Origin of the sequence: Burkholderia sp. BCC1047 (assembly GCF_902833155.1) — a bacterium.
Classification (GTDB): domain Bacteria; phylum Pseudomonadota; class Gammaproteobacteria; order Burkholderiales; family Burkholderiaceae; genus Burkholderia; species Burkholderia sola.
Genome location: NZ_CADFEH010000002.1, coordinates 311416 through 326786 on the forward strand (window position 1 = coordinate 311416; position 15371 = coordinate 326786).

At 67.8% G+C, this 15371-nt stretch carries 16 protein-coding genes and 1 pseudogene; 4 read left to right on the forward strand and 13 right to left on the reverse strand.

Annotation, left to right across the window (positions count from 1 at the left end):
• Positions 1 to 95: 95 nt before the first annotated feature.
• Complete coding sequence (locus HWX55_RS03395; RefSeq protein WP_175973938.1) at positions 96 to 902, forward strand: MetQ/NlpA family lipoprotein; 807 nt, start codon at positions 96 to 98, stop codon at positions 900 to 902.
• Between the two features lie 152 nt (positions 903 to 1054).
• Here the strand turns inward: HWX55_RS03395 and HWX55_RS03400 are convergent, their stop codons facing one another.
• From HWX55_RS03400 to HWX55_RS03415, 4 genes are all read right to left on the reverse strand, one after another.
• Positions 1055 to 2170 carry a succinylglutamate desuccinylase/aspartoacylase family protein gene (locus HWX55_RS03400; protein ID WP_050012145.1) on the reverse strand — a complete coding sequence of 372 codons (1116 nt, stop codon included), beginning with the start codon at positions 2168 to 2170 and terminating at the stop codon, positions 1055 to 1057.
• Between the two features lie 225 nt (positions 2171 to 2395).
• Entirely contained in the window at positions 2396 to 3178 is a 783-nt protein-coding gene (locus HWX55_RS03405) for an ABC transporter substrate-binding protein (RefSeq protein ID WP_050012144.1), read from the reverse strand.
• Positions 3179 to 3404: 226 nt separating this feature from the next.
• Positions 3405 to 4325: a LysR substrate-binding domain-containing protein gene (locus tag HWX55_RS03410; RefSeq protein ID WP_175884508.1), complete on the reverse strand. Its 921-nt coding sequence runs from the start codon at positions 4323 to 4325 to the stop codon at positions 3405 to 3407.
• Between the two features lie 60 nt (positions 4326 to 4385).
• The gene (locus HWX55_RS03415; RefSeq protein WP_175973940.1) at positions 4386 to 5333 is read right to left on the reverse strand and encodes a helix-turn-helix domain-containing protein; all 948 of its coding nucleotides are present in this window, start codon (positions 5331 to 5333) and stop codon (positions 4386 to 4388) included.
• A gap of 105 nt (positions 5334 to 5438) precedes the next feature.
• Between HWX55_RS03415 and HWX55_RS03420 the strand changes: the two genes are divergently transcribed.
• Both HWX55_RS03420 and HWX55_RS03425 read left to right on the forward strand, forming a co-directional pair.
• Positions 5439 to 5747: a DUF3817 domain-containing protein gene (locus HWX55_RS03420; RefSeq protein ID WP_175973942.1), complete on the forward strand. Its 309-nt coding sequence runs from the start codon at positions 5439 to 5441 to the stop codon at positions 5745 to 5747.
• Entirely contained in the window at positions 5744 to 6139 is a 396-nt protein-coding gene (locus HWX55_RS03425) for a hypothetical protein (protein ID WP_175973944.1), read from the forward strand. The genes HWX55_RS03420 and HWX55_RS03425 overlap by 4 nt, the downstream gene beginning before the upstream one ends.
• A gap of 10 nt (positions 6140 to 6149) precedes the next feature.
• Here the strand turns inward: HWX55_RS03425 and HWX55_RS03430 are convergent, their stop codons facing one another.
• The 3 genes and pseudogenes from HWX55_RS03430 to HWX55_RS03440 all read right to left on the reverse strand — a co-directional run bounded on the left by HWX55_RS03430 (position 6150) and on the right by HWX55_RS03440 (position 9465).
• Positions 6150 to 6743, reverse strand: coding sequence for a hypothetical protein (locus tag HWX55_RS03430; protein ID WP_175973946.1), 594 nt, complete (start codon positions 6741 to 6743; stop codon positions 6150 to 6152).
• Positions 6744 to 6947: 204 nt separating this feature from the next.
• Positions 6948 to 8336 carry an NCS2 family permease gene (locus HWX55_RS03435; protein ID WP_244140478.1) on the reverse strand — a complete coding sequence of 463 codons (1389 nt, stop codon included), beginning with the start codon at positions 8334 to 8336 and terminating at the stop codon, positions 6948 to 6950.
• 452 nt (positions 8337 to 8788) lie between these two features.
• Positions 8789 to 9465, reverse strand: a pseudogene (locus tag HWX55_RS03440) (TetR family transcriptional regulator).
• A gap of 48 nt (positions 9466 to 9513) precedes the next feature.
• Here HWX55_RS03440 and HWX55_RS03445 point away from each other — a divergent pair.
• Positions 9514 to 10179, forward strand: a complete 666-nt coding sequence (locus HWX55_RS03445; protein WP_175973948.1) for an O-methyltransferase — start codon at positions 9514 to 9516, stop codon at positions 10177 to 10179.
• Positions 10180 to 10301: 122 nt separating this feature from the next.
• Here HWX55_RS03445 and HWX55_RS03450 read toward each other — a convergent pair whose 3' ends face one another.
• The 6 genes from HWX55_RS03450 to HWX55_RS03475 form a co-directional block, all read right to left on the reverse strand.
• A complete protein-coding gene (locus tag HWX55_RS03450) occupies positions 10302 to 10820 on the reverse strand; it encodes a DUF3455 domain-containing protein (RefSeq protein ID WP_175973950.1) in 519 nt (172 codons plus the stop codon).
• 138 nt (positions 10821 to 10958) lie between these two features.
• Positions 10959 to 11924 carry a cyclase family protein gene (locus HWX55_RS03455; RefSeq protein ID WP_175973952.1) on the reverse strand — a complete coding sequence of 322 codons (966 nt, stop codon included), beginning with the start codon at positions 11922 to 11924 and terminating at the stop codon, positions 10959 to 10961.
• 19 nt (positions 11925 to 11943) lie between these two features.
• Complete coding sequence (locus HWX55_RS03460; protein ID WP_175973954.1) at positions 11944 to 13059, reverse strand: alkene reductase; 1116 nt, start codon at positions 13057 to 13059, stop codon at positions 11944 to 11946.
• Between the two features lie 68 nt (positions 13060 to 13127).
• Positions 13128 to 13934, reverse strand: a complete 807-nt coding sequence (gene dkgB / locus HWX55_RS03465) for a 2,5-didehydrogluconate reductase DkgB (RefSeq protein ID WP_175973956.1) — start codon at positions 13932 to 13934, stop codon at positions 13128 to 13130.
• Positions 13935 to 14082: 148 nt separating this feature from the next.
• On the reverse strand, positions 14083 to 15033 hold the full coding sequence (locus HWX55_RS03470; RefSeq protein ID WP_175973958.1) for an LLM class oxidoreductase: 951 nt from the start codon (positions 15031 to 15033) through the stop codon (positions 14083 to 14085).
• 13 nt (positions 15034 to 15046) lie between these two features.
• A complete protein-coding gene (locus HWX55_RS03475; protein WP_175973960.1) occupies positions 15047 to 15370 on the reverse strand; it encodes an adenylate cyclase in 324 nt (107 codons plus the stop codon).
• Position 15371: the final 1 nt, after the last annotated feature.

Here is a 15371-nt window from a genome sequence, read left to right on the forward strand (position 1 = left end):
CGGAATATGCACATGAAATAAGCTTGGTTTGCCGCGTCCGCGCCGCGTGCCACGATCCGTGCTCCAACAAACGACACGGGACAAGAGGACACCCCATGCGACGTTCGATTCTGACCGGCCTCGGCGCACTCGCCGCCGCGCTGGCATTCGCCGCACCCGGCGCGCACGCCGACTCCCAAACGCTGAAGATCGGCACGATGAGCGGCCCCGACGCGCAGATCTGGACCGAGGTGACGAAAGTCGCCGCGCGCGAAGGCCTCGCGATCAAGGTCATCGAATTCAACGACTACGTGCAGCCGAACGCGGCGCTCGATTCCGGCGATCTCGATGCGAACGGCTTCCAGCACCAGCCGTTCCTCGACAGCCAGATCAAGCAGCGCGGCTACAAGATCGTCAACGTGGGGCTCACCTATACCGCGCCGATGGGCTTCTATTCGAAGAAGCTCAAGTCGCTGAAGGATCTGCCGACGGGCGCGAAGGTCGGGATCCAGAACGATCCGTCGAACGGCAACCGCGCGCTCCTGCTGCTGCAGAAGTACGGCGTGATCAAGCTGAAGCCGGGTGTCGGCGCGAACGGCGTGAATGCGACGCCGCTCGACATCGCCGAGAACCCGAAGAAGATCAAGATCGTCGAGCTTGATTCCGCGCAACTGCCGCGCGCGCTGCCCGACCTCGACGCCGCGTCGATCAACACCGACTACGCAGTGAAGGCCGGGCTCACGCCGGTGAAGGACGCGATCGCGATCGAGGATCTGCGCGGGCCGTACGCGAACCTGATCGCGGTGCGCGCGCAGGACAAGGACAAGCCGTGGGTGAAGAAGCTCGTCGCGGCCTATGAATCGGACGACGTGCGCAAGTTCATCGACCAGAAGTTCGGCGGCGCGATCGTGCCGGCGTTCTGAACGTCCTTCGCGCGCAGCGCGCCGGCGGCGCAGCATCGGCTGCCGACGCCGGCTCCGGAAAGCAAATCGCCCGCGCAAGCGGGCGATTTCGTTTGATGCAGCCGATGGCGTGCGATGCGCGCCGCGGCCCGGCGCGCGGGCCGCGCGCAGGCTCAGGCCGACAGCAGCGAACCGGTACGGATCGCGGTCGCGCCGGCGATGCGCGCGACTTCCATGCCGGCCGTCGCGAAGCGCACGACCTGGCGCGCGTACAGCACGCCCGACACGCTGCTCTTCAGCGTGACGACGCGATCGGTCAGCGGATCGACGATGTCGGCCACGGCCTGGCCGGCCTCGATCATCGCGCCGACCGGCGTGCGGAACACGATCACGCCCGACACGGGCGCGACGAGCGGATCGGTGCCCGCGAGCGGCGTGGCCGGATGCGCGAGCGGCGGCAGCGGCGCTGGCGTGCCTTCGACGATGCCGCGCTCGGTCAGGTAGTCGACGATCGCCTGCGCGTCCTTTTCCGCGAACTCGTACGACACGTCGCGTTCGCTGCGCAGTTCCACCGTGACGGAAATCGCGCCGTTCGGGATCGGGAAGCGATCGCCGAAGCGGTTGCGCAGATCCGACCAGCAGAAGCTGTGGATTTCGTCGAACGGGTTGCCGACCGAATTCAGCGCGAGCAGCGACGCCTTGGCATCGAGATAGCGCGCCAGCGGCTCGACGTCCGCCCACAGATCGGGATTCGTGTAGAGGTGCATCACCGCATCGCTGTCGCAATGCAGGTCGAGCACGATATCGGCGTCGAACGACAGCTTCTGCAGCGCAAGACGCTGCGAGTCGAGTTCGGTGCGCGGCTTCTGTTCATCGAGCGCTTCGCGCATCGCCGCGCGTACGACGGCGAGATTGCGCTGCGCGTCGTTCGTGAGGCGGCTTTCGACATGCGGCAGCACGAGCGCCGCGAGATCGTGGAAATTGCGGTTGAAGTTCTGCATCGAGCCGAGCTCGAAGCGGCCGAGGTGATCGCCGAACACGTGTTGCGACAGGCCGATCGGATTGGGCACGGGCACGATGACGACTTCGCCTTGCAGCTTGCCGGCCGTCTCCAGCGCGGCGATCTTGCGACGCAGCAGCGTGGCGACCAGCATGCCGGGCAGCTCGTCCGCGTGCAGCGACGACTGGATGTAGACCTTCTTGCCGCCGCGCGGGCCGTAGTGGAAGCTGGTGATCTGGCGTTCGGTGCCGACGGCGGGGGAAATCAGCGGATGGGTCTGCGTTTGCATGATGAGGGGAGTGCGGCGCAGCCGCGAATGATCCGTGTGCGTGGAAGATCGATTGTACGTTGCCTTCCTCGCCGCCATCAAACCGGTGCCGGAGCGTTCGGTTTTCCGTTGAGAATCATCGGGTTGGCGCGGAAAAAATAACGCTGCCCGCGCCGCGCGCAAAAAAAAACGGGCTCCTCGCGGAGCCCGTTCCCGTCGCGCCGAATCGCGCGTCGTTCAGCCGGATTACTTGCCGTAGACGTCGAAATCGAAGTACTTCTTCGCGATCTTGTCGTACGTGCCGTCCTTGCGCATGCCGGCGATCGCGCCGTCGATCTTCGTCTTCAGGTCGGTGTCTTCCTTGCGCAGGCCGATACCGGCGCCGTTGCCGAGCGTCTTCGGATCGTCGAGGTCCTTGCCGGCGAAGTCGAAGTTCGCGCCGCGCGGCGTCTTCAGGAAGCCGATCTCGGCTTGCACCGCGTCCTGCAGCGCACCGTCCAGACGGCCGGAGATCAGGTCGGCGTAGACCTGGTCCTGGTTCTGGTAAGGCACGACGTTCACGCCCTTCGACGCCCAGTACGTCTTCGCGTAGGTTTCCTGGATCGTGCCCTGCTCGACGCCGACCGACTTGCCCTTCAGCGATTCGGCCGTCGGCTGCAGGTTCGCGCCCTTCTTCGTGACGAGGCGCGTCGGCGTGTTGAACAGCTTCGACGAGAACGCGATCTGCTCGGCGCGCGCCGGCGTCATCGACATCGACGACAGCACGCCGTCGAACTTGCGGGCCTTCAGCGCCGGGATCATCCCGTCGAAGTCGTTTTCGATCCACACGCACTTCGCGTTGATGCGGCGGCAGATCTCGTTGCCGAGATCCACGTCGAAGCCGACGACCTTGCCGTCGGCGCCTTTCGATTCGAAAGGCGGGTAGCTGGCGTCCACGCCGAACCGCACGGTCGACCAGTCCTTCGCGTATGCACTGCCGGCCGATACGGCGAGCAGGGCCACGGTCACTGCCGCAAGAATCTTTTTCACTCGGTGACTCCTCGTTTTGTTCGATGGGTGCGCGGTTGTGCCGCGCCGTAAGCCTTCGGCCCGCCGCGGCTTCGCGTCGGACAGTCCGTTTCGCCCGCCCGATGGGGGCGCGCGACGTGCGAAAGATTATCAAGACAAAATACCGGCAGGGCGCCTAGGACAAGCCCCGATACCGGGCCCGGCGGCGGCGCGTCGGACGCACCGCCGTTTCATACACAGGAACGATTCAGCCGAGCGTTTCGTTGACCGCGCGCTGCAGGCACGTGGCGAAGTGCGACACGGCCGGCGTGGGCAGCAGGTCGCGCCGCGCGATGATCGACAGGTCGAAGCGCGGCATGCTTTCGTCGAGTTCGGCCGTGCGGATGCCGAGCGGCGCGACCATCGCGGCGAGCGGGCGCGTGAAGCAGCCGATCACGTCCGAGCGCGCGACGAGCCCCAGCGTCACCGCGAACGACATCGGCGAGCGCAGCAAACGTTTCGGCAGCGGCAGCCCGTGCGCCTCGAACATCCCGACCATCACGCTGTGCGGAAACTGCTCGGCGCCGACGGTGACGATCCACTCGGCGTCGAGCAGTTCCTCTAACCGGCGCGCGTGCGCAAGCGGATGACCGTCGCGCATCACGATCGTGAATTCGGTCGACAGCAGCGGCAATTGCGTGAAATCGCGGTCGAGCGCGGGCACATGGTGCATCGCAGCGATGTCGAGCGTGCCGTTGCGCAACTGCGCGAGCGCGTCCGGCACCGTCACTTCCTCCAGATGCAGGCTCACGTTCGGCATCGACCGGCGGAACGCCGTCACCGCGTGCGGCAACGCGGTCAGCGCGATCGACGGCATCGTGCCGACCGCGACGCGGCCCGACATCTCGCCTTTCACCTGCTCGACGGCCTCGACCGTGCGGCGGACGTCGCCGAGCAACTGCTCGGCGCGCGGCAGCAGCGCCGCGCCGCAGGCGGTCAGCTCGACGCCGCGCACGCTGCGTACGAGCAGCTCCGCGTTGAGCGCCGTTTCGAGCTCGCGGATCGTATGCGTGATCGCCGGCTGCGTGACGCCCAGCTCGCGCGCGGCGGCGCGCAGGCTCTTCAGATGCGCGGCGGAGACGAACGCCTGGAGCTGCGCGATGTTCAGGGGATTGCGGATGCGGGTCATCGGTCGGGTCCGGTTGGCGCGAAAGGGGGCGGCGGGTTCGGGGGGCGAGCCCGATGAGGGTCACGCATCGGCGCGTGCGCGAAACGCCTGCCGATAGCGCTGCGGCGACGTGCCGACGATGCGCGCGAAGCGTTCGCGAAAGGCGGTAACCGAGCCGAACCCGGCTTCCGTCGCCACATGTTCGATCGACAGTTCGGTCACCTCCAGCAACTGCTGCGCATGCCTGACGCGTGCGGTCTGCAGCCATTGCCCCGGCGACGTGCCCGTCTGCTCCTGGAAGCGCCGCGTCAGCGTGCGCACGCTCGTCGACGCCTTGCGCGCGATCGCGTCGAGCGTCAGCGGCTGGCGCAGGTTCGCGTGCAACCAGTCCATCAGGTCGTGCAGCCCGTCGCCGCCGACCGGCCATTCGGGCGCGATGAACTGCGCCTGGCCGCCTTCGCGCACGCGCGGCGCCACCGCGTTGCGGGCCGCGTCGACGGCGACGGCCGCGCCGTAGTCGGTCTGGATCATGTGCAGGCACAGATCGAGGCCGGCCGCCGCGCCGGCCGAGGTCAGTATCCGGCCGTTGTCGACGAACAGCACGTTCGGGTCGACGTCGACGGTCGGATAGCGGCGCGCGAGTTCGGCGGCCGCGAGCCAGTGCGTCGTCGCGCGCAGGCCGTCGAGCAGCCCGGCTTCCGCGAGCACGAACGCGCCGCTGCAGATCGACGCGATCCGGCATCCGCGCGCGGCCGCCGCGCGCAGCGCGTCGAGCACGCGGCGCGACGTCGGCGCGAGCGGCACCGACGTGCCGGGGACCATGATCGTATCGGCGTCGGCCAGCGCATCGAGGCGAAACGGCGGGCGCAGCTCGAACAGGTCGCCGCCGACGCGCGGCTGCTCGCTGAACACGCGTACTCGGTACGCCTGTTCGACATGGGGCGCTCGCACGCGCACGAACGTGTCGCAGGCGACGCCGAGGTCGAACGGGACGACATCGGGCAAGGCAAGAACGGCGACCGTGTGCATGGCGTTGCGGCCGTGGCCAGAATCCGTTGAAAGATGTCATTCTAGCCAATGGCTCGGGCCGGCACCACACGCGACAATCGCGGCGGACCACCTGGAGCCCTGCCGATGAAACAAGACGATCGCAACGCGTTGCGGAACCTGCAATACCTGTCGCTGCTGGAGGCGACCACGCTCGTCGCGCTGGTCTGCGTGGCCGTGCCGCTCAAGCATCTGGCCGGCTACCCGGTCGCGGTGTCGATCATGGGCCCGGTTCACGGCATCGCGTTCGCGATGTACGTGTGGGCGGTGGTCGGCACCGCATCGAGCGGGCTGTGGAGCAAGGGCGAGGTCGCGCGGCTCGTGCTGTCGGCCATCGTGCCGTTCGCGGGGCTCGCGAGCGCCGGCTGGATCGCGCGCAGGCGGCACGCGCAATGATCTATCTGATGCTGAAGGCCGTGCATCTGGTTGCCGTCGTCACGTTCGTCGGCGGGTTGTTGTTGTCGTCTGTCGCGGTCCGGATCGCGAACCTCGCCGTGCATCGCGCGGTGCGGCGCTGGGATCGCACGGTGACGGCGCTCGCGATCGTCTGGATCGCCGGCATCGCGATCGCGCTGAGCGGTCACTGGTTCGGCGCCGCGTGGCTGTCGGTGAAGCTCGCGCTCGTCGTCGCGCTGTCGGTGCTGCACGGGATCCTGGCCGGCGCGCTGCGGCGCATGGCGCGCGACGATCTCGTCGTCGTGCCGGCGCCGTGGCTCGGGCACGCGGCGGGCGCGGTGATCGTCGGGATGGCGCTCGTCGTCGGGCTGGCCGTGATCAAGCCGTTCTGACGCGGCGCGTTCAGGCGAGCGCCATCTCGACCGCCGCCAGCGTGCGGCGCCGGATCCAGCCGCTGCCCAGCCGGATCGCGAGCCAGTACGGCGTGAACAGCCAGCGCGTGCGCGCGCTCGGGCAATGGACGAAGGTTTCGGTGCGCAGGATGTGCGCGCCCGATGCGAGCCCGACGACCTCGAACCGGAGCACCAGCTTCGCGTCGCGCGGGTCGTCGTGCCGGACGAACGCGTCGGCATCGGCGACGGGGCGCACGTCGGGCGTCGGGCGCCAGAAGCGTCCGACGAGGCCGAGCGACAGCGACGTGTCGTCGCGATGGAGCGGCGTGAACGTGTCGAAGCCGAAGCGCGCGCGTTCGGGGCGGGCCGGCGCGTGGCGCAGCGCGCCGGCGACGGCTGCCGGGAATTCTCGTACCGTCAGCAGCGTGTCGATGACGGGATCGGCGCGCATGTCGAGCGAGGCGACGACATCGATGATGGATGCGGGCGGCGCGTCGATCGGCTGCGATTCATGCACTTCGTGGAAGCCGAACGACGGAATGAACGGCGGCTTGCGCGCCGAGGCCCGGGTGGTCGATTCGGAGACGATGCCAAGTGGGTTCATCGCGACTCCTGAAGGGGCAAAACGCGATCGTAGCACCGCGCGCGAATGAGCGTCGCGACGTTTTCGCGCAGTGCGCCGCACCGATAAAAAAAGCCTGGAAACTCGCGTTCCCAGGCGGGAAACCATCAACGACGATGGTGGAGGAGACGGTATCGTCCCGATGCGCGCCGCCCTTCTGCAGGCGACGTCGCGCATGTGTCGCGCTCAGATCGCCCAGCCGCCGAGATAGAACGTGACGAGCACGGCCGCGATCAGCACGGTGCCGACGTTGAGCTTGCGGAATTCGCCGCTGGCGACGCGGCCGATCACGAGCGTCGAGAAGCCGAGCATGATGCCCGTCACGATGTTCGCGGTCAGCACGATGAACACCGCGCACACGAGGCCCGACATCGCGTCGACCATGTCGTCCATGTGCAGCTTGCTCACGCTGCCGAGCATCAGCAGCCCGACGTACATCAGCGCGGGCGCGGTCGCATACGACGGCACGAGACCCGCGAGCGGCGAGAAGAACATCACGACGAGGAACAGCAAGCCGACCACCGCGGCCGCGAGGCCCGTCTTCGCGCCGGCGGCCACGCCGACGCTCGACTCGATGTAGGCCGCCGCCGGCGCGCCGCCGAGGAAGCCGGAGAAGATCGAGCTGATCGAATCGGCGGTCAGCGCGCGGCCGCCGTTGACGATGCGGCCGTTCGCGTCGAGCTGGCCGGCCTGGCCCGCGACCGCGCGGATCGTGCCGGTCGCGTCGAACACGGCGGTCATCACCAGCGCGAGCACGCTCGGCAGCACGGCCATCGACAGCGCGCCCTTGATGTCCATCGCGCCGATCAGCGATGCGTGGCCCGGTGCGCTCAGCGACGGCAGCGCGAAGATGCCGCGGTATTTCACGCCCGGATCGAAGATCAGCCCGAACACCGAGATCGCGATCACGACGAGCAGGATGCCGCCCGGCACGCGACGCCTTTCGAGGCCGAAGATCGCGGCGAGGCCGACGACCGACATGATCACCGGGAACGCGGTGATCTGGCCGAGCGACACCGGCAGGCCGGCGCCCGGGTTCTTGATCACGAGGCCGACGTCGTTCGACGCGATCAGCAGCAGGAACAGGCCGATGCCGATCCCGGTGCCGTGGGCGACGCCCGCGGGCAGATTGCGCAGGATCCACGAACGCACGCCGGTGATCGAGATGCCGGTGAACACGAGACCCATCAGGAACACGGCGCCGAGCGCGACCGTCGGAGGCAGCCCCTTGCCCAGCACGAGCCCGAACGCGGTGAACGCGGTCAGCGAGATCGCGCAGCCGATCGCGATCGGCAGCTTCGCCCACAGGCCCATCAGCAGCGAGCCGAACGCGGTGGTGAGACAGACCGCGACGAACACGGCGCTCGTGTCGAAGCCGGCCTTGCCGAACATGCCGGGCACGACGAACACGGAATAGACCATCGCGAGGAAGGTGGTCACGCCGGCAATGATCTCGCGGCGCTGCGTGCTGCCGCGCGACGAAATGCCGAAGTACCGGTCGATGGCGCCGTTGACGCCTGAGCCGGTTTCTTCCGCGCCGACGCCGACCGTCGGCTGCACCGGGGTATCACTCATGAGCTTGCTCCTTTATCAGCATGCTGAAACGGCCCGCAGCGAACCGTCGTCAGGGTGTCTCGTATCTGGTTGGATTGATCGGCAACGTCGCGGGGACGCATGACGCGCGGTGCGTGTCGTGACGGGCGAATCGAAACGATCGCGAGGGTGTCGCGTCGGACGACGCATGGTGTGGTCGACCCCGTCGCGTGTGCTTTGCCGTAGCGAAGGTTAGGCGAGCGGCCCATCACGTCCCATCGGGGGAAGAGCATGCAGCGCATGTCGCAGCGCTTATATCGGCGTGCAACGGGGCTCCGTCGCGCCGACACGCGTGTATACGCCTAGTTCGAATCCGTTAAGGCGACTATTTGAATGCAGGGTCGGCGGGCGGGGGGGCATTGGACGTTACGAATGGCTTTCAAGGTGGCCCGGGAGGCCGGTGCGCGTGCATGGTTTCCGTCCCGACGCGGGCTTCAACTGCGCGCGAGATGCGCGAGATACGCGCAGAACATGTCGGCCATCGCGTCCGAGTACGCGTCGATTTCCGCGGGCGTGCGCGCGGTTTCGGAGAACGCCTTGCCGCCCGTCGTGAGCGTCGTCAGGATCAGCTCGCACGCGAGCGCATGGGTGGCGTCGGGCACGTCGGGCAGCGCTTCGCGGATGAACGCGCTGAACGCCCGGTTGCCCTCGGCCTTCACGTCCTGCGCCTCGGGGGCGTCGCGATAGAGCGGAGCGGCATCGTCGAGCGCGGTCCGCATCGGCGCTTCGTCGCATTCCGAACGGATGAACGCATGCACGGCCGCGCGTAGCCGCTCGGGCGGCGTCTTGCGCGTGTCCTGCAGGATCGCGCACAGCATGTCGTGCGTCTGCCGCCACTCGTCGTGCTGGAGCCGGAACAGCACGGACGCCTTGTTCGGGAAGTACTGGTACAGCGAGCCGACGCTCACGCCGGCCCGCTCGGCGACGCGCGCCATCGTGAAGCGCTGCGCGCCTTCGCTCGCCAAAACCTGAATAGCGGCCTGCAGGACGTCCTCGACGAGGCGGGTCGAGCGCGCCTGCCGAGGCTGCTTGCGCGTGGCGATCGGGCGTTTCGGCGGTCGGTCATGAGCGGTTTGCCAATGCGAATAGTAAAACCTGAATAGTTCGTCATATTCTAGTCGGGTGCACTGACGCACTCAACCCGATACGGAGATATCGCATGACCACCCTGATGCTCGACCCGCTGGCTTCGCTGCTGGCGCGCCTGTTCGACGAAGCCGACGCGTCGTCGCCCGCGACGAGCCCGGCCTTCGCCAACGTGTCGCGCGACGAGCAAGCGCGGCTGATGCGCAGCAAGACGGACTACGCCGATCTGTATGCGCGCCTGAGGGACTATCCGCTTCCCGTGTCGCGCGAGACGGGCACGCTGCTGTACATGCTCGCACGCGGCGGCGGCGCGAAGGCAATCGTCGAATTCGGCACGTCGTTCGGCATCTCGACGCTGCATCTCGCGGCCGCGCTGCGAGACAACGGCGGCGGCCGGCTGATCACGAGCGAGTTCGAGCCGTCGAAGGTCGTGCGCGCGCAGGCCAACCTCGCGGCGGGCGGGTTAGCCGATCTCGTGGAGATTCGCGAAGGCGATGCGCTGCGCACGCTGGCCGCCGATCTTCCGGATTCGGTCGACCTGCTGCTGCTCGACGGAGCGAAGGCGCTGTATCCGGAGATTCTCGCGCTGGTCGAGCCGCGGCTCAGGGCGGGCGCATTCGTCGTGGCCGACAACGCGGAATACAGCCCCGATTACCTCGCTTACGTGCGTGCGCCGGAAAACGGCTATCTGTCGGTGCCGTTCGGCGACGACGTCGAATTGTCGATGCGGCTGCGCTGACCGGACGGAACGAGGGTATCGACGATTTCACGCTTCCTCGCATCCAATATAGGATCACTGATTAAATGAGAGCGTGGCGAGACGCGACGGGATGATGCCCGTCGCTTGCGACGCCGTGCGCGTCACTTCAGGAACACGTAGCGCGCGAAGTACGGGAAGCGGCCGACCGCATGCTCGGTCGCGCACGTCGCGGCCGGCGGCGTGCCGCCCGCCGTGTCGAGCCGCTGTACGAAGCGCACGCCGGCGAGCGTGCCGGTTGCGGCCGGCGTCGCCGCGAGCAGCAGTTGCGGAATGCTGGCCGGGCTGGCGCTCGGCACTTCCGCGAGCTTCTTGCCGGTAATGCGGCTGCCGTCGAGCGCTTCCCACGACGGCCCCGCACCGTGCCGGACGACGAGCGTGCCGCCGGCATCGAACAGCAGCGCTTCGGGGTGCTGGAATGTCCACGCGAGCCGGTGTTCGGCATCGTATTCGCACGTGTAGACCTGCAAGCCGCTCGCGGTGGTCGACAGCACCGGCGTGGCCGGCGCTGGCGCCGTGAGGCCGGCAGCCTCGTCGGCGTGCGAAGGCGCGGTAAAGGCCGCGAGGGAAAAACCGGCCGCAAGGGCCAGCAGCATGTCGCGTGTCGGGGAGCGGCTTGGCATCGCGCGGTGTCCTTTCAGGTCGGGTGACGGTCGTGTGGAGTCGATCCTGTCAACACTAGACGCCGATTGCGTGGGCCGCAACTCGGAAATGACAATCGCGGCGATAGTCGCCGCGATTGCCGGAGGGCGGATGCGCGATCAGCGGATCGCTACCGGGTTGATGTTGACCTGCGTGGAGCCGACGTACAGCGGCTGGCCGAGCACGAACAGGAATTCCCATGCCTTGTCGCGCACCAGCGCGCGGCTGTCGATCAGCTCCAGGTTGTAGATGCCGCGCTTCGCGAGCATGTACTGGTTGACCGGGAATTCGTCCTGCGTATGCGGATTCGGATAGACCTCCGACGCCCACGTGTCGCCGCCGAACGCGACGATCCCCTGATCGGCCAGCCACTTCGCGGCTTCCATGCCGATGCCGGGTTCGACGTCGAGGAACTGCCTGTTGTCCTTGCCGACCAGCTCCAGCCAGCCGGTGTTGAACAGCACGACGTCGCCCTTGCGCAGCGTCAGCCGCTGCTTCTTCAGCACGGCCTGGATATCGGCGACCGTGAACTCGGTGCCGCCCGGCACGATCGGCTTGCCGTAGTGGGCGGTCATGTCGAGCACGACGCCGCGCGTGACGATCGGCGGCACCTTCTCGACGCCGAGCTTCTTCACGCCGTCGACGGTCACGAAATCGGCCGCGCGGTTGCCGTTGTAGTACACGTTGTCGATGCCGATGTGGCCGATGCCGTTCAACTGCGTGCCGACGCCGGTCCATGCGTTCACGAGTTCGTCGTTGAACGTGAACTTGTTCGGGCCGAGGCTCTTGCCGGCCTGCTGGCCGACCTGCACGTTGTACAGCCGGAAGCTGCGGTGGCGGTATGCCGGCAGGTTCTTGTCCACCGGCACGGCCAGCGGATAGGTCTTGCCGGCTTTCACGAGGCCGACCGCCTGCTTGACGACGTCGGGCGTCAGCAGGTTGGCCGCGCCGATTTCGTCGTCGGCGCCATAGACGGACGGATACCAGCCGGCCGCCGCCGCCTCGGACGGGGCGGCGTGGGCCGCTTGCGCGGCCGCGAACGGCAGGATCGCGGCGAGCGCGAGCCGGGCGAGCGTCGCTTTCATTCGAGACTCCTGTCGATCGTTATGCCGCGGCTTGCGCGAGCGTCGGGTAGTCGGTCAGGCCGTGGGCGCCGCCGCCGAACAGCGTGTTGCGATCGTGCGGCGCGAGCGCGGCGCCGGTGCGCAGCCGCTCGGGCAAGTCGGGGTTCGCGACGAACGGGCGGCCGAATGCGACGAGGTCGGCCCAGCCGGCGGCGATCGCCTCGCGCGCGCGCTCGGCGGTGTATGCGCCGGCATAGATCAGCACGCCCGGGAACGCGGCGCGCAATTGCTGCTTGAAGGCGACCGGCATCAGCGGCGCGTCGTCCCAGTCGGCTTCCGCGATGTGCAGGTAACCGACGCCGAGTTCGCCGAGCAGCTTCGCTGCGGCGAGGTAGGTCGTTTCCGGATCGTCGTCGACGCAGCCGTTCAGCGTGGTCAGCGGCGCGAGGCGGATGCCGACGCGCGATGCGTCGCCGGTCCCGTCGATCAGCGCCTGCGTGACTTCGCGCAGGAAGCGCAGCCGGTTCTCGAGCGAGCCGCCGTACGCGTCGGTGCGCGTGTTCGCGTTCGAATCGATGAACTGGTTCACGAGATAGCCGTTCGCGCCATGCAGCTCGACGCCGTCGAAGCCGGCTTCGATCGCGTGGCGCGCGGCGGTGCGATATTGATCGACGATCTCGCGGATCTCATCGATCGACAGCGCGCGCGGCTCGGACGCCTGCACGAAGCCCGGCGTGCTGCCGTCCTCGCCGGCGATGAACACGTTCACGCCCTTCGCCTGGAGCGGCGACGACGACACGGGTTGCGCGCCGCCGAGCAGGCTCGTGTGGCTCAGCCGGCCGACGTGCCACAGCTGCGCGAACATGCGGCCGTGCGCGGCATGCACGGCGTCCGTCACCTTGCGCCAGCCGGCGACCTGCGACGGCGTGTGGATGCCGGGCGTCCATGCGTAGCCCTTGCCGAGCGGCGCGATGTAGGTGCCTTCGCTGACGATCAGGCCCGCACTCGCGCGCTGCGCGTAATACGCGGCCATCAGTTCGTTGGCTTCGTCGCCGGGCTGGCTCGCGCGCGAACGCGTCATCGGCGGCATCACGATGCGGTTCGGCAGCGTCAGCGCGCCGAGTCGCAGCGGTTGGAAAAGCGGGTCCTGGGTCATGGTGTGTCCTGTCGGTGCCGCGGCCGGCGGGCCGCGGACGGGTCATGTCGGATGAAGGTGGCGTGGGCTCAGTCCCACTTCGGCGCGAGACCGTCCGGGTCGACTTCGCGGCCGTTGCGCTCGAGCGCGGCGATCTGCGCCATGTCTTCGTCGGTCAGGCGCAGCGTCTGCGCGAGCAGGTTGCTCGCGAGGTTCTCGCGCTTGGTCGACGACGGAATCACCGAGTAGCCGAGCTGCAGCGCCCACGCGAGCGCGACCTGGGCCGGTGTCGCGTCGTGACGCTGCGCGATCGCGCCGAGCACCGGGTCGCCGAGCACCTTGCCGTACGCGAGCGTCATGTACGACGTCACGTGAATGCCTTCGGCGTTCAGGAACTCGACCAGCTTGCGGTTCTGCAGGTACGGGCTCAGTTCGATCTGGTTCGTCGCGATCGCGTCCTTGCCGACGGCCGCGATCGCTTCCTTCGTCAGTTCGATGTTGAAGTTCGAGATGCCGATCTGGCGCGTGAGGCCCTTCGCCTTCGCGTCCGCCAGCGCGGTCATGAACGCGTCGATCGACACGCCGTTGCCCGGTGCCGGCCAGTGGATCAGCGTCAGGTCGACGACGTCGGTGCGCAGCTTGCGCAGGCTTTCCTCGAGGCTGGCCGCCAGCTTTTCCGGCGCGTAGTTGTCGACCCAGATCTTCGTCGTGAGGAACAGGTCGTCGCGGCGCACGCCCGACGCGGCGATCGCTTCGCCGACTTCTGCTTCGTTGCCGTAGATCTGCGCGGTGTCGATCGCGCGGTAGCCGACTTCGAGGCCGTTGCGGACCGAGTCGATGACGACCTGGCCTTGCAGGCGGAAGGTACCGAGGCCGAATGCGGGAATCTTGCTCATCATGTGCTCCTGAAAGAGGGGGAACGATTGCGGTATGGACGTCATTCTGGCGCGTGAGACTGATGAGATAAACGCCTTCATAAGTCAAAAATATTTGATTTAAAGTCAAATATAGGTCGCGCCGCGGGCGTCCGGACCGTGGTCGCCCTTATGCGGCGCGCGTCTGCGGCGTCGTGTTCGGATGGAACGCGGGCAGCACGTCCGATGCGATTTCGGCCATCGTCTCGTCGAGCGGCCGCCGGTTGCGGCGGAAATGCAGGCCGATGTGCTGCACGCCCGCGTCGCGCATCGCCGCGAGTTCTTCCGTCAGCGCGATGCGCCCCGCGCGGGCGCCGAAGCGGTGCCGCTGCAGCGGTTCGTGCGGATCTTCCGCGAGGTCGAGATGGATGAAGCTCACGTACGGCTTGTCGCCGGCCACCGCGTGCCAGTTCGCGGCGCGCTGCAGGTGATCGGCCGGCGTGCCCGGATACGCGAGGCAGCCGTCCATGTGTTCGCCGATCCACGCAGGCGTCTGCTGTGCGAGGCCCGCGACGAGCAGCGGCACCGGCGAACGGGCGGCGGGCAGCACTTCCAGGCCGGGCGGCAAGTGTCCGCGCGCGCCGTCGCGCAGCAGCGCGATCTGGTCGCGGAAGTTTTCGCCGCGCGTGGCGAAGTCGCGGCCGAACAGCGGATATTCGACCGGCCGGTCGCCGCTCGCGACGCCGAGCAGCAGGCGACCGCCGCTCAGTTCCTGGATCGTCGCGGCCGATTTCAGCGTCAGCAGCGGTTCGCGCAGCGGCAGCACGACGGCCGCGGTGCCGAGCAGGATGTCGTGCGTGATTCCGGCGAGGTAGCCGAGATACGAGAATGTTTCGAACACCTGCGCGGCATCGCCGAACGACGGGTCGTACACCGGCACGTCGCGCACCCAGAGCGCGCGAAAGCCGAGCGTGTCGGCCAGTTGCGCGAGCTCCGCGTGGATGTCGAGGTCGGGCACGCCGGGGAGGCGGCCGTCATGCCGGCGTTTCGCATTGCCGGACGGCGTCCAGTCGTTGTCGAGCGGCAGTTCGATGCCGATGCTGAAGCCGCCGGCGGCGAGCGTGTCGAGTGAAGTGGGCATGGTCGGGCTCCGTTCAGATCGCGCGCAGGCTGCCGTCGAGCCGGTAGAAATCGAGCGACGGCGCGGTGAAGAACGAGCGCGACGTGCCCGCGGCGAAATCGTCGATATGCACGACGGTGGCGCGATCGGCTTCCTGCCACGAGATCGCGTAGGTGTCGCCGGCGATCGGCTGCCATGCGTATTCGACTTCGCCCTGCGCGCCCGCGTACGGGCCTTCGGTGATCTCGTAGCGCATGTGGAGGCCGTCTTCGTCGTACGCGTTGAGCGCGGTGAGGCCGTCGTAGCGGACTTCGAAAGTCTTGCCGGCGAACGGCGGACGTTGGGTCGATGCGTTCATG